Origin of the sequence: Phenylobacterium sp. (assembly GCF_041920015.1) — a bacterium.
Lineage (GTDB): Bacteria > Pseudomonadota > Alphaproteobacteria > Caulobacterales > Caulobacteraceae > Phenylobacterium.
Genome location: NZ_JAYRST010000096.1, coordinates 1 through 10,812, shown reverse-complemented (window position 1 = coordinate 10,812; position 10,812 = coordinate 1). Strand labels below are relative to the sequence as shown.

The window sequence follows — 10,812 nt, the reverse complement described above, 5'->3', positions numbered from 1 at the left end:
GCCAAAGCCCCGCAGCGGCGAACAGCTTGGCGTCGCCGCCGCCGATCCAGCGCAGGGCGAACATGACCATGCCGGCCACGAGCGCGGCGACTCCAGCGGCCACATGCAGGCCGATCTGCGGAAGCCCGACGCCAAGCAGTACGGCGGCCGGAAAGAAGGCGCCGATCAGGGCGAGCGAGATCCAGTTGGGGATCGTGAAGCTGGTGACGTCGCGCAAGGCCGCCACGATCACCAGGACCGGGAAGACCAGAAGCAGCACAGCCTGAACAGTAAAGAGCATGGAAAAGTCCAAGTTCGCGTCTATCCAAACCTGCAGGGCAGCCGTGAATTAAGCGTGAAACGAAAAGAGACCGCGACGCGGGTGCGACGCGGTCTCTTGAATTCGACCCGGTTCCGGGCCAGCCCTGGATCGCGTCTAGGGCTGAGGAAAGGCGTTAGCGACGTTGCTGAACACCGTCGCCAAGGCTTCGCCCACCGGTCCCACCACCGTGACCATGGTCACGGCGATCATGGCGGCGATCAGCGCATATTCTACGGCCGTCGCGCCGGAGAGGTTCGTCTGAAACCGTTGGAATAGCTGTTTCAATCGACCGCCTCCTTTCACCGCCCTTTGGAACCGTGGCCGCGAGAACAAGCGCTCTCGCGGCCCTTCGACAACCTATTCGGTCGCGGACAGATGGGTGCTGATGTTGCCAAAGGCGGCCTCCAGACCACCGCGCAGGGTAGTCATAACGGCGACCAGCACGACAGCGATAAGAGCCGCGATCAGGCCATACTCAATAGCCGTGGCGCCCGACTCGTCTTTCAGAAAACGCGAAACGAACTTCGACATTGCTCGATCTCCTTTATTTGCGAGCAGACAGTTGAGGCATCAAACCTGTGATGGTCTGCTCGCCCCGAAACGCATGGAGACTTTGCGACATCGCGCTTAATCGGCAGTAAATATGCAATATAAATTTTGCCTGAACCTATAGTTTACTTTGATTTACTATAAACGTAAGTTAACCATCGGCGTCGAGATCGACGATTTTCACGCTCGGACATTATGATTCACGCGCCCGCGTAGGCGAAAAATTCAGGCTTTGTTGACCATTCCGCCTCAAGGCTCTGCCGACGGAAATTTTTCGCAGGTATCGCCATGCGCGGTTCGGCAGCGGGCCTTTTCAGCGCCCTGACCCTCGTCCTGGCGGCCGGTTCGGCCGCAGCGGCGCCGGCCATGGTCGTGGCCATCGACCAGAGCGCGGCGGTCTCCCTGCCCCGCGGAACCCGCGACGTGCTGATCGGCAACCCGGCCATCGCCGACGTCAACGTGCTGGACGCCAGCAAGGCCGTGGTGCTGGGCAAGGGCTATGGCGTCACCAACATGATCGTCATCGACCAGCTCGGCCGCACGGTCATGGAGCGGCGCATCGTGGTGGCCGCGCCGGAGACCGGACGCGTCTCGGTGATCCGGGGCGCCAAGGTCGACGACTACGCCTGCGCCGGCGGCTGCGAGCGCGACCAGCGCAGCGGCGGGGATTCAGCTAAACCTTAAACCTCCGGTTAGGCAGACTTTCGTAAGCTCGCGCGACCGAATTCACGGACGCCGCATGCTTCGTCGCCTCCACCGACTTCGCGCGTTGACGCGCCGCCTGTCCCGCGATCGCCGCGGCGCGACGGCGATCGAGTTCGCGCTGATCAGCGTGCCGATGCTGATCCTGCTCCTGGGCCTGGTGGAGCTGGGGATGATCCTGCTGGTCTCGGTGACCCTGGAGACCGCTACCGAGTTCACCGCCCGCGATATCCGCACCGGCGTCTTCCAGATGAGCGGCTCCAACACCCGGGACGACTACAAGGGCAAGGTCTGCCGCAACATGAGCTGGCTGAGCGGGCTTTGCCAGACCAACCTCTTCGTCGAGGCCGAGACCTTCAACACCTTCGCCGGAGCCGGCGGCTCGACCCCCGCCGCCACCGAGCCGGTCGACCCGGACGCCGTCTGCTGGTCGGTCGGCAATCCCGAGGACATCGTGCTGGTGCGGACCTATTTCAAATGGCCGATCGTCACGCCGCTGCTGAAACCCATGCTGATGACCGCGAGCGACGGATCGCGGCTGCTCAGCACCGCCAAGGTGTTCCGCAACGAACCCTTCAACCCCGCCCAGCGAGCCCGAGGCGCGGGATGCTGATGCGGCGGTTCGCACGTGATCGGCGCGGTTCGGCCGCAGTCGAGTTCGCCCTGATCATCCCGGTGGTGATGCTGCTCTATTACGGCATGGTCGAGGCGACCCAGGCCCTGCTGGTCAATCGGCGGGCGAGCTACATCGCCACCGCCGTGGGCGACCTGGCCACCCAGTCGGCGCAGCTCCGCCAGGCCGACATCGACGACATCTTCCAGGTGAGCGCGGCGGTGATGAAGCCGTTTCCCGCCACCAACAACGTGCTGGGCATCCGCATCACCAGCATCCAGTTCGACGCCTCCGGCAACCCCACCATCGCCTGGACGCGCAGCAATGGCGGCGCTGTGCCGGAAATGACCACCGCCTCGATCGAGCCGCAGCTCAAGGTTCCGAACACCGCGCTGCTGCGGGCCGAGACGCGCTACACCTATTCGACGCCGTTCCAGAAGATGATGCCCGGGGTCTTCACCTTCGTGCACAAGATGGACCTGCGGCCGCGCTCGGGCGTGGCGATCCCGATCATCCAGTAGAAGCCATCCTTGCATGTCATCCCGGTTTCGCCAGAGGCGAAGACCGGGACCCATGCACACCTGAGCGTGGGCGCTCAAGGCGCAGCTCTGCCGAACCCTGGTGTTCATGGGTCCCGGTCTTGCTTCGCAAACCGGGATGACATCCGGGGGTATGGTCGCGCCGTCCTAACCTGCAATCTTGCGACCGCCGCCGCGGACGAACATCAGGCCGACGAAACCGATTCCGAGCAGGATGGTGACGGTGGCGAAGCCGCCCTGCTGGCTGTGGGTCAGCTTGGTGCCCCAGTTGACCATCATCGGCCCCAGCCAGCCGGTGGCGACCCCCGACAGCGCATAGACGCCGAAGAAGGCCCCGGTCTGGTCGGGCGGGGTGATGCGGGTCAGCATGGTGCGGCTGGAGGCGTACTGGGCGGTGATGAACACCGCGTTGGAGAAGCCGATCAGGATGAAGATCCATTCCGGCAGGGTGCGGAACACCGGGCCGTCCCACATCGGCGCATGGGCGGCCGCATCGTAGGTCCAGGCGTAGAGGATGCGGTCGGGGGCCATGCCCAGCATGGCGATGATGCCCAGCAGCGACATGAAGATCTCGACCCGCACCGCGCCCTTGGGGCCAAGGCCCGCGTCCAGCCAGCGGCCCACGAAGCCGCCGAGCACCGCCAGGATCGAGAGCACGATGCCGTAGAGCAGCATCTCCAGCGCGCCCCACTTCATCACGCCGATGGCGTAGAGCCCGGCATAGATGAGGATGGCGTTCATGCCGTCGACATAGAACATGCGGCTGACCAGATAGACCGCCGCGTCCTTGTAGCGGCGCACGGTGGCCACCATCCGCACGAGCTGAACCGCGCCGTTGCGGAAGGCGGTGAGGGTCGGCGTGCCGGTCTTCGGCGCATCGGGGGTGAAGAAGAACAGCGGCAGGGCGCCGAAGAGGAAGATCGCCGCCGCCATCAGGGCGACGACCCGCTCCGGCTCGTGCGCGGCCGAGTCGAGGCCCAGCAGCGGCGTCTTGGGAACCCAGGCCCAATCGACCTTGCCCGGCAGGGCGAAGGCCCAGGCGGTGAAGGCCAGCGCCACCACCGAGGTGAAATTGCCGAGCGCCAGGGCCAGGCCCGAAGCCTTGTGCGCGCCCGAAAGCCCGGCCGCGCGCACCAGCAGCGAATTGTGCAGCACCTCGCTGAAGGCGAACAGCAGGCCGATGGCGGTGGTCAGCAGCATGACCCCGGTCACCGAAATGCCCGAACCGTCGGGCCGCGCCCACCACAGGGCCGCCATCATCGGCGTCATCAGCGCCACGATCAGGGCCAGCCAGCGCTTGCGCGGCCCGAGCTGGTCGATGGAGGCGCCCAGCAGCGGGGCGGTCGCCATCACCGCCCAGCCGGCGTACTGGCTCCACTGGGAGATGATCTCCTGGCCCTTCACCGGGTCGCCGACCATCACGCCCGCCACATAGGGCATGAAGATGTAGATGGTGATGAGGATGACGTAGGGGTTGCGGGCGCCCTCGAACAGCGACCAGGCGACCCCGCCGCGCGTCAGGCGGCCGTCGCCGATGAGGTCCGCATCGGGAGCGGCTTCGACTGAACTCAAGACTGCGGCCTCCCCGACCCGACCGCACGAACGGCGGACTTGGCGGCGAGGTTACGCCTTCGCGAGGCCTTGGGGAGAGGAAATCGACGTCGCCTGGCGCGGCGCGGCCGGCAGGCGCGCATGACGCAAGGCGGTGATTTCGCCGATCACCGAGAGGGCGACCTCCCAGGGGGCCTTGCCGCCGATGTCGAGGCCGATGGGGGCGTGAAGCTGCTGGAGCCGCGCCTCGGAAAAGCCGGCGGCCCGCAAGGGGGCCAGGCGTTCGGGAAGACGCTTGCGCGCGCCGAGCAGGCCGACATAGCCGGCGGCGGACGGCAGGGCGGCGGCCAGCGCCTCCTGGTCCGCCTCGAGGTTGTGGGTGGCGATGGCGACGGCGGTCCAGGCGTCCACGCCGATGGCGGCCAGGGCGGCGGCCGGATCGTCACGCCGATAGGCGACGCCCGGCAAGGGCGGCGGCGCCTCCGGTCCCTTGGGGCGGACCAGGGTGGTCTCCATACCTGTCTGCGCGCCGAGCTGGGCGATGGCCATGGCGGTGGGATCGGCGCCGATCACGATCAGGCGCGGGACCGGCTCGAAGGCCTGGACGATGGCGCCGTCCCAGGCCGCGGGCGAGGCGCCGCACGCACGGCGGCGGCCGTCGCTGACCCAGACGGCCGGGCGACGCTCGGCCTCGGCGGCCAGCAGCTCGGCCAGGGCCGGATCGTCAGGCTCGACCTTCTCGACGAAGATCTCGATGCGCGCGCCGCAGAGGAGCTGGATGTCGGGCCAGGGGCTGCCGGCGCCATAGACCAGGCGGCGCGGCTCGCCGTCGGCCAGGCAGGCGAAGGCGTGGTCGGCGACGTCGCTCTCCACGCAGCCGCCGGAAAAGTAACCGGCGACGATCCCCTTCGCGAACACCATCTGGGTTCCGGGCGGGCGCGGACCGCCGCCCTCGACCGCGACCAGGGTGGCCAGGGCCAGGGGCCTTTTCGCTTGCCGGGCCTGGCGCAGCGCCGGCCGGACATCCTGCGCCATGCCGAAGACCGGCCAGTCTGGGAGCGGGTCACGCATGGTTCGACTTTAACTCCCTGGAAAGGTCCTAGACACCGCTTCTTTAGGCATTGGCGCGAAGATGGGCGCTCATCGTTTCGGTATCCAGCGTCCCGCCCATGACCTCTCCGCTTTCCAAGCTCGGCCTCGGCTCCGCCCAGTTCGGCCTCGACCAGACGGCCCTGGTGCGCGGTCGCGCGCCCCAGGCCGAAGCCCGGGACATCCTGGACATCGCCGCGCGCGCCCAACTCACCCTGCTCGACGTCGACGGCCACTCGGCCGCGGCCGAGATGGCCCTGGGCGAGGTGATGCCGCGGCCGCATCCGTTCAACGTCTCGATCTCCACCGTCCGCCCGGACCGCGGGCCGGACTATGTCGAGGCGGAGGCGCGGGCCACCATGCGCCGGCTGGGCGTCGACCAGGTGGACGCCATGCTGGCGCCCTGCGCGGCCGACCTGTTCGGGCCGCACGGCATGGCGCTGTGGAACCGCATGCGGGCGATGAAGGACGCCGGCCTGACCCGCAAGATCGGGGTCGCGGTCTTTGCTTCGGACGACCCGCTGGGCGTGGCCCGCCGGTTCCGCCCGGACGTGATGCAGGCGCCGGCCTCGCTGCTGGACCAGCGGCTGCTGATCGACGGCACCCTGGCGGCGCTGACCGGCCTGGGCATCGAGGTGCACCTGCGCTCGATCTTCCTCAACGGCCTGCTGTTCCTGCCGCCGGACCGCGCGCCGAACCATCTGAAGGCCGCCGCCAGCCGCATCTCGCGCGCGCGCCGGCTGATCGCCGAAGGCCGCTCGGACCCGCTGCAGGCGGCGCTGGGCTTCGCCCTGTCGCGCGTGGAAGCGGCCAAGGTGCTGGTCGGCGTCACCTCGGCGGCCGAGGTCTCGGCGGTGATCGCCGCGGCCTCCACTCCTCCCCCCGACCTCGACTGGGACGAGATGGCGATCGACGATCCGGTCGCCCTCGACCCCCGCGCCTGGGCCGCCGCCTGACGGCCGCGCCCCGCGCTCCTAGAAGGGGAGCCGCCCGATGATCCTCGCCGTCCTGCAAGCCCGGATGACCTCCGCCCGGTTGCCGGGCAAGGCGATGGCCCCGCTGCGCGGCGAGCCGATGATCTGGCGGCAGGTCGAGCGCATCGGCATGGCGCGGAGCGTCTCCAAGCTGATCGTGGCGACCAGCGTCGAACCCGTGGACGACCCGCTGGCCGCCTTCCTGCTCTCGCGGGGGCAGCCGGTGCTGCGCGGCGCGGCCTCCAACCTCTCCGACCGCTTCGCCCGGGCGCTGGATGCGGCCGGGCCGGTCAGTCACGTCGTCCGCATCAAGGGCGACTGCCCGTTCGCCGATCCGGCGCTGATCGACAAGGTGGTGCGCCAGGCACTGGAGACCGGGGCGACCTACACCTCCAACCGCCTGCGGCGCAGCTATCCGCGCGGACTGGAGGTCGAGGTGGCGCGGGCCGGTCCGCTCGCTGCGGCCCTGGCGGCGACGCGTGCGGAGGACAAGGCGACCGTCTCGCCGTTCGAGCAGCTTCGCGCCAGCGATTCGCAGCCAGCCCATTGCGTGGGCGAGCGCGACCTGTCGGGCCTGGACTGGCGGGTGAAGACGCCGGCCGACTACGCGTTCGCGCGGGCGGTCTACGACGCCCTGCATCCGGCCGATCCGGGCTTTTCCATGCAGGACGTGCTCGACATCATCCAGGGCCGCCAGGACCTGGCGCGCTGGGCGGCGTAGTCCTCAGGAGAGGACGCAGGCGGCCATGCCCTCGCGGTTGATGGTCCCGGCGGCGCGGGTGATCTTGCCCGAGCGGCGCTTCACATAGGGACCGGGCTGGGCGGCCTTCCACTTGAGCGGGCTGGGCAGGATGGCGGCCAGGCGCGCGGCCTGGGCGGCGGTCAACTGGCCCGCGCCGACGCCGAAGTTCTTGCGGGCGGCGGCTTCGGCCCCGTAGACGCCCGGCCCCCATTCGACCGAGTTCAGATAGACCTCCATGATGCGCGGCTTGCCCCAGATCACCTCGATCAGCACGGTGAAATAGGCCTCCAGTCCCTTGCGGACATAGGAGCGGCCCGGCCACAGGAAGACGTTTTTCGCCGTCTGCTGGCTGATGGTCGAGCCGCCGCGCAGCTTGCGGCCCTTGGCGTTGCTCTCGAACGCCTTTTCCATGGCGTCGAAATCGAAGCCGTTATGGTCGCAGAACTTGGCGTCTTCGGCGGCGATGACCGCGCGGACCAGCCGGGGCGAGATGTCGTCCAGCGAACGCCAACGGCGGTCGAAGCCGCGCCCCTCGAACACGCGCTGGATCATCAGCCAGGTCACCGGCGGCGGCACGAAGCGGTAGATGGTCGTCACCATCACCGGCCCGATCAAGCCGAACATCAACACCAGCAGCAGCAGGCCGCGCAGCAGCCGCCCCACTTTCGACGCCTTAGCCAAGACCCTTGCCCTTACCCCACGGCGAGATGTTAGCGATGCGGCGACCGAAGATCACGGTCAAGCCGCAGCAAGGACGCATTCTGTTGAACGTCTCGGACGCCGTCGCCCGCCGCACCTCGATCCGCGCCTTCCGGCCCGAGGCGCCCTCCGCCGCCGTGGTTCGCGAGATCCTGGAGGCGGCGGCGCGCGCGCCCTCGGGCGGCAACCTGCAGCCCTGGCGCGTCTACGCCCTGGCCGGGGCGCCGCTGGCCGAGCTGAAGGCGAAGGCGGCGGCCAATCCGATGGGCGAGCCGCCGGAATACGACGTCTATCCGCCGAACCTCTGGGACCCGTTCCGAACCCGCCGGTTCCAGAACGGCGAGGACCTCTACGCCACCATCGGCATCCCGCGTGAGGACAAGCCCGCGCGCCTGCGGCAACTGGCCCGGAACGGCGAGCTGTTCGGGGCGCCGGTGGGCTTGTTCTTCTGCCTGGACCGCAAGCTCGGCCCGCCCCAGTGGTCGGACCTGGGGATGTACATGCAGACGGTGATGCTGCTGGCCACCGAGCGCGGGCTGGACACCTGCGCCCAGGAATACTGGGCGCGCTATCCGCAGACCCTGGCCGAGGTGCTGAACCTGCCCGCCGACCATATGGCCTTCTCCGGCATGGCCCTGGGCTGGCGCGACGAAACCGCACCGATCAATACCCTGCGCGCCAGCCGCGACCCGTTCGAGACCTGGGGCGAGTTGCGGGGGTTCGAGTGAAATTCATTCCTCCCCTTTTGGGGCAGGGCAATCGCATATGGCGCGGATAAGCGGCGGCGGCCCACTTTGCATGTCGTCCCGGAAAGCGCGCAGCGCTTGTCCGGGATCCATGAACGCCTGAGCTTTCAGGCTCTAGCGCCGCCGAGACCCATCCCGAACCGTATGTGTTCATGGGTCCCGGTCTTGCTTCGCAAACCGGGATGACACCCATATGCGATAGCCCTGCCCTCTGGGGGAGGTGGATCGGCGCAAAGCGCCGAGACGGAGGGGGCCTGCGGAGTCAGAAATCCCCCTCAGTCAGCCATTCGGCTGACAGCTCCCCCAGAGGGGGAGCAATGATGCGGACTCAGACGCTCGTAACGCCCGCCGCGCCGTCCTCGTCGCCCCAGGCGACGCGCAGGCCGTCCTTGCTCATGGCCAGGGCGGTGATCTCGGCGCCCTTCTCGGCCTTGAGAGGGATGATCTTCTGGCCGGCCAGGTCGCAGGCCCAGACGCGGCCATCGTCGAGGCCGGCGCAGACCCACTGGCCGCCCGGCATGCCGTCGACGCGCACGACCATGGCGCTCTCGTCGAAGCCGACCTCGGCGGCCTGCTTGCCCATGGGGCCGGTCGAACCGGCGAAGGGCCAGGCGACCAGCCCGTTGGCGCCGGAGGTGATCAGGAGTTGGCCCTTCGCCACGAAGGCCAGGCTCTTCACCTTCACCGGATAGCCGCCCATGCGCAGGTTCTTGTCGTCGGCGACGCGCCAGCCATGCAGGGCGTTCTCCTGCATGGACGACATCAGGAACTTGCCGTCGGGGCTGAAGGCGAGGCCTACATGGCTGCCGGCCCACTTCAGCATATAGGGCTTCTGCTCGGCGATCTTGGCGTACCACAGCCAGGCGCCGCCGTAGGTGGCCGCGGCGATGCGGCGGCCCTTGGGCTCGAAGACCACGGCGGCCACCGATTTTTCGTGGACGAAGGTGCGGGAAAAGGCCGGATCGGCGCTGTCGCGCACGTGCAGCTCCTTGCCGGCGGCGAAGGCGATCAGTTTCGAATCGGGCGAGGCGTCGATGGCGTCGATCCAGCGGCCGGGCAGGCTGGCGATCTCCTGCGCGCCGGACGGGCGGCTCCAGACCACGCGGCCGTCGTCGCCGCCGGTCAGCAGGCCCGCGCCCGACGGGTGCAGGCAGGCGCAGAGAATCGCCCCGTCGTGGGCCTCCACCCGCTCGCCCGATTCGAATCGGACCGCGCCGTCGCCGAGCGCGAAGGCGGCGGTTCCGTCCTTCTGGAACAGGGCCGCGGTGACATAGGCGTCGAACTGGAAAGTCATGGCGCGGGTCATACCTGCCTAACGCCGGTCTTGGCGAGAGGCCGATTTGCGCAGATTCCCGCCCGCCGAACGGGCGCCTCCGCGAAGTCTTCGGCGAAGACGCGAAAGTTCGCAGGTTCGGGCTTTACAAGCGCATTTTGTTTAGCGAAGGGTGTGGCGACTGTGCAGCGGCTCCGAGGCAGGAGCCCTAGGGAAGGAAATTCATATGGGTGCGAAGCTGGGCGGCGGAGGCGGCGGCAAGTTCGAACTCGGCCAGAACAGCGACATCAACGTCACGCCCTTCGTGGACGTGATGCTGGTGCTCCTCATCATCTTCATGGTGTCGATCCCCGCCGCGACGGTGTCGATCAAGCTCGACCTGCCGCCGGCGATCCCGCCGCCCCCGGGCGCGAAGGTCGAAGAGCCGACGCTGATCAACGTCCAACAGGGCGGCAAGCTGTTCATCGGCGACCAGGCGACCAGCCTCGACACCCTGACCCAGGACCTAACCCGCATCCTGGACAAGCCCGAGCCGACCGAAGAGCGCGTCTATATCCGCGCCGACCGGACCGTGCGCTACGGCGACTTCATGGCGGTGATGAACACCCTGCAGGGCAACGGCTTCTATCAGGTCGCCCTGATCAACGAAGAGCTCTAAAGAGATCTTCGGACGCAAACGAAAGGCCCGCCCAGGGAAACCGGGGCGGGCTTTTTGCTGTTCGCCTGTCTTGAAATCCTCTCCCGGGGGAGGTGGATTACAGATGGCGCGGATGAGCGGCGGCAACGCGCATGCCAGTGTCGTCCCGGAAAGCGCACAGCGCTTGTCCGGGATCCATGAACACCTGAGCTTTCAGGCCCTGGCGCCGCCAAGACAGATTCTGAACCGCCTGTGTTCATGGGTCCCGGTCTTCGGCTGCGCCGAAACCGGGATGACATCCATGTGCGATGTCCTCTCCTGCTGGGGGAGGTAGATCGGCGCATCGCGCCGAGACGGAGGGGGCCTGCCGACTCCGCAATCCCCCTCAGTCCGCTTC

At 68.0% G+C, this 10,812-nt stretch carries 14 protein-coding genes; 7 read left to right on the top strand and 7 right to left on the bottom strand.

Annotated features, from left to right (window positions below; genetic code table 11):
* From ACE3TL_RS15140 to ACE3TL_RS15130, 3 genes are all read right to left on the bottom strand, one after another.
* A partial coding sequence (locus ACE3TL_RS15140) for a prepilin peptidase (RefSeq protein ID WP_374579507.1) occupies positions 1 to 280 on the bottom strand: 280 nt, incomplete at its 3' end.
* 135 nt (positions 281 to 415) lie between these two features.
* A complete protein-coding gene (locus ACE3TL_RS15135; protein WP_374579506.1) occupies positions 416 to 586 on the bottom strand; it encodes a Flp family type IVb pilin in 171 nt (56 codons plus the stop codon).
* Positions 587 to 658: 72 nt separating this feature from the next.
* A complete protein-coding gene (locus ACE3TL_RS15130; RefSeq protein WP_374579505.1) occupies positions 659 to 832 on the bottom strand; it encodes a Flp family type IVb pilin in 174 nt (57 codons plus the stop codon).
* Positions 833 to 1,138: 306 nt separating this feature from the next.
* Between ACE3TL_RS15130 and ACE3TL_RS15125 the strand changes: the two genes are divergently transcribed.
* The 3 genes from ACE3TL_RS15125 to ACE3TL_RS15115 are packed head-to-tail and all read left to right on the top strand — an operon-like array spanning position 1,139 to position 2,686.
* A complete protein-coding gene (locus tag ACE3TL_RS15125; RefSeq protein WP_374579504.1) occupies positions 1,139 to 1,534 on the top strand; it encodes a pilus assembly protein N-terminal domain-containing protein in 396 nt (131 codons plus the stop codon).
* A 55-nt stretch (positions 1,535 to 1,589) separates the two neighbouring features.
* On the top strand, positions 1,590 to 2,165 hold the full coding sequence (locus ACE3TL_RS15120; RefSeq protein WP_374579503.1) for a TadE/TadG family type IV pilus assembly protein: 576 nt from the start codon (positions 1,590 to 1,592) through the stop codon (positions 2,163 to 2,165).
* The gene (locus ACE3TL_RS15115) at positions 2,165 to 2,686 is read left to right on the top strand and encodes a TadE/TadG family type IV pilus assembly protein (RefSeq protein WP_374579502.1); all 522 of its coding nucleotides are present in this window, start codon (positions 2,165 to 2,167) and stop codon (positions 2,684 to 2,686) included. Before ACE3TL_RS15120 ends, ACE3TL_RS15115 begins: the two co-directional genes overlap by 1 nt.
* A 165-nt stretch (positions 2,687 to 2,851) precedes the next feature.
* On the opposite strand, the gene ACE3TL_RS15110 is transcribed toward ACE3TL_RS15115, so the two are convergent.
* Positions 2,852 to 4,276 carry an MFS transporter gene (locus ACE3TL_RS15110; protein ID WP_374579501.1) on the bottom strand — a complete coding sequence of 475 codons (1,425 nt, stop codon included), beginning with the start codon at positions 4,274 to 4,276 and terminating at the stop codon, positions 2,852 to 2,854.
* A gap of 51 nt (positions 4,277 to 4,327) precedes the next feature.
* A complete protein-coding gene (locus ACE3TL_RS15105; protein WP_374579500.1) occupies positions 4,328 to 5,326 on the bottom strand; it encodes an XdhC family protein in 999 nt (332 codons plus the stop codon).
* 98 nt (positions 5,327 to 5,424) lie between these two features.
* Here ACE3TL_RS15105 and ACE3TL_RS15100 point away from each other — a divergent pair, with 98 nt between their 5' ends.
* Positions 5,425 to 6,300, top strand: coding sequence for a bifunctional regulator KidO (locus tag ACE3TL_RS15100; protein ID WP_374579499.1), 876 nt, complete (start codon positions 5,425 to 5,427; stop codon positions 6,298 to 6,300).
* A 37-nt stretch (positions 6,301 to 6,337) separates the two neighbouring features.
* Positions 6,338 to 7,039, top strand: a complete 702-nt coding sequence (locus tag ACE3TL_RS15095; protein WP_374579498.1) for a cytidylyltransferase domain-containing protein — start codon at positions 6,338 to 6,340, stop codon at positions 7,037 to 7,039.
* Between the two features lie 3 nt (positions 7,040 to 7,042).
* Here ACE3TL_RS15095 and mtgA read toward each other — a convergent pair whose 3' ends face one another.
* Positions 7,043 to 7,741 (bottom strand): monofunctional biosynthetic peptidoglycan transglycosylase, encoded by a 699-nt coding sequence (mtgA, locus tag ACE3TL_RS15090; RefSeq protein WP_374579497.1) that lies wholly within the window; start codon positions 7,739 to 7,741, stop codon positions 7,043 to 7,045.
* Between the two features lie 35 nt (positions 7,742 to 7,776).
* On the opposite strand from mtgA, the gene ACE3TL_RS15085 reads away from it, so the two are divergent.
* Positions 7,777 to 8,487, top strand: coding sequence for a nitroreductase (locus ACE3TL_RS15085; protein WP_374579496.1), 711 nt, complete (start codon positions 7,777 to 7,779; stop codon positions 8,485 to 8,487).
* 346 nt (positions 8,488 to 8,833) lie between these two features.
* Here the strand turns inward: ACE3TL_RS15085 and ACE3TL_RS15080 are convergent, their stop codons facing one another.
* Complete coding sequence (locus ACE3TL_RS15080) at positions 8,834 to 9,799, bottom strand: WD40 repeat domain-containing protein (RefSeq protein ID WP_374579495.1); 966 nt, start codon at positions 9,797 to 9,799, stop codon at positions 8,834 to 8,836.
* Positions 9,800 to 10,004: 205 nt separating this feature from the next.
* On the opposite strand from ACE3TL_RS15080, the gene ACE3TL_RS15075 reads away from it, so the two are divergent.
* Positions 10,005 to 10,436 carry a biopolymer transporter ExbD gene (locus tag ACE3TL_RS15075; protein WP_374534593.1) on the top strand — a complete coding sequence of 144 codons (432 nt, stop codon included), beginning with the start codon at positions 10,005 to 10,007 and terminating at the stop codon, positions 10,434 to 10,436.
* Positions 10,437 to 10,812: the final 376 nt, after the last annotated feature.

What these genes read in the sequence shown, in the direction of transcription:
- ACE3TL_RS15130 (WP_374579505.1), bottom strand. Translation starts at nt 832, where the DNA reads ATGTCGAAGTTCGTTTCGCGTTTTCTGAAAGACGAGTCGGGCGCCACG.
- ACE3TL_RS15125 (WP_374579504.1), top strand. Translation starts at nt 1,139, where the DNA reads ATGCGCGGTTCGGCAGCGGGCCTTTTCAGCGCCCTGACCCTCGTCCTG.
- ACE3TL_RS15120 (WP_374579503.1), top strand. Translation starts at nt 1,590, where the DNA reads ATGCTTCGTCGCCTCCACCGACTTCGCGCGTTGACGCGCCGCCTGTCC.
- ACE3TL_RS15115 (WP_374579502.1), top strand. Translation starts at nt 2,165, where the DNA reads ATGCGGCGGTTCGCACGTGATCGGCGCGGTTCGGCCGCAGTCGAGTTC.
- ACE3TL_RS15105 (WP_374579500.1), bottom strand. Translation starts at nt 5,326, where the DNA reads ATGCGTGACCCGCTCCCAGACTGGCCGGTCTTCGGCATGGCGCAGGAT.
- ACE3TL_RS15100 (WP_374579499.1), top strand. Translation starts at nt 5,425, where the DNA reads ATGACCTCTCCGCTTTCCAAGCTCGGCCTCGGCTCCGCCCAGTTCGGC.
- ACE3TL_RS15095 (WP_374579498.1), top strand. Translation starts at nt 6,338, where the DNA reads ATGATCCTCGCCGTCCTGCAAGCCCGGATGACCTCCGCCCGGTTGCCG.
- ACE3TL_RS15085 (WP_374579496.1), top strand. Translation starts at nt 7,777, where the DNA reads ATGCGGCGACCGAAGATCACGGTCAAGCCGCAGCAAGGACGCATTCTG.
- ACE3TL_RS15080 (WP_374579495.1), bottom strand. Translation starts at nt 9,799, where the DNA reads ATGACTTTCCAGTTCGACGCCTATGTCACCGCGGCCCTGTTCCAGAAG.
- ACE3TL_RS15075 (WP_374534593.1), top strand. Translation starts at nt 10,005, where the DNA reads ATGGGTGCGAAGCTGGGCGGCGGAGGCGGCGGCAAGTTCGAACTCGGC.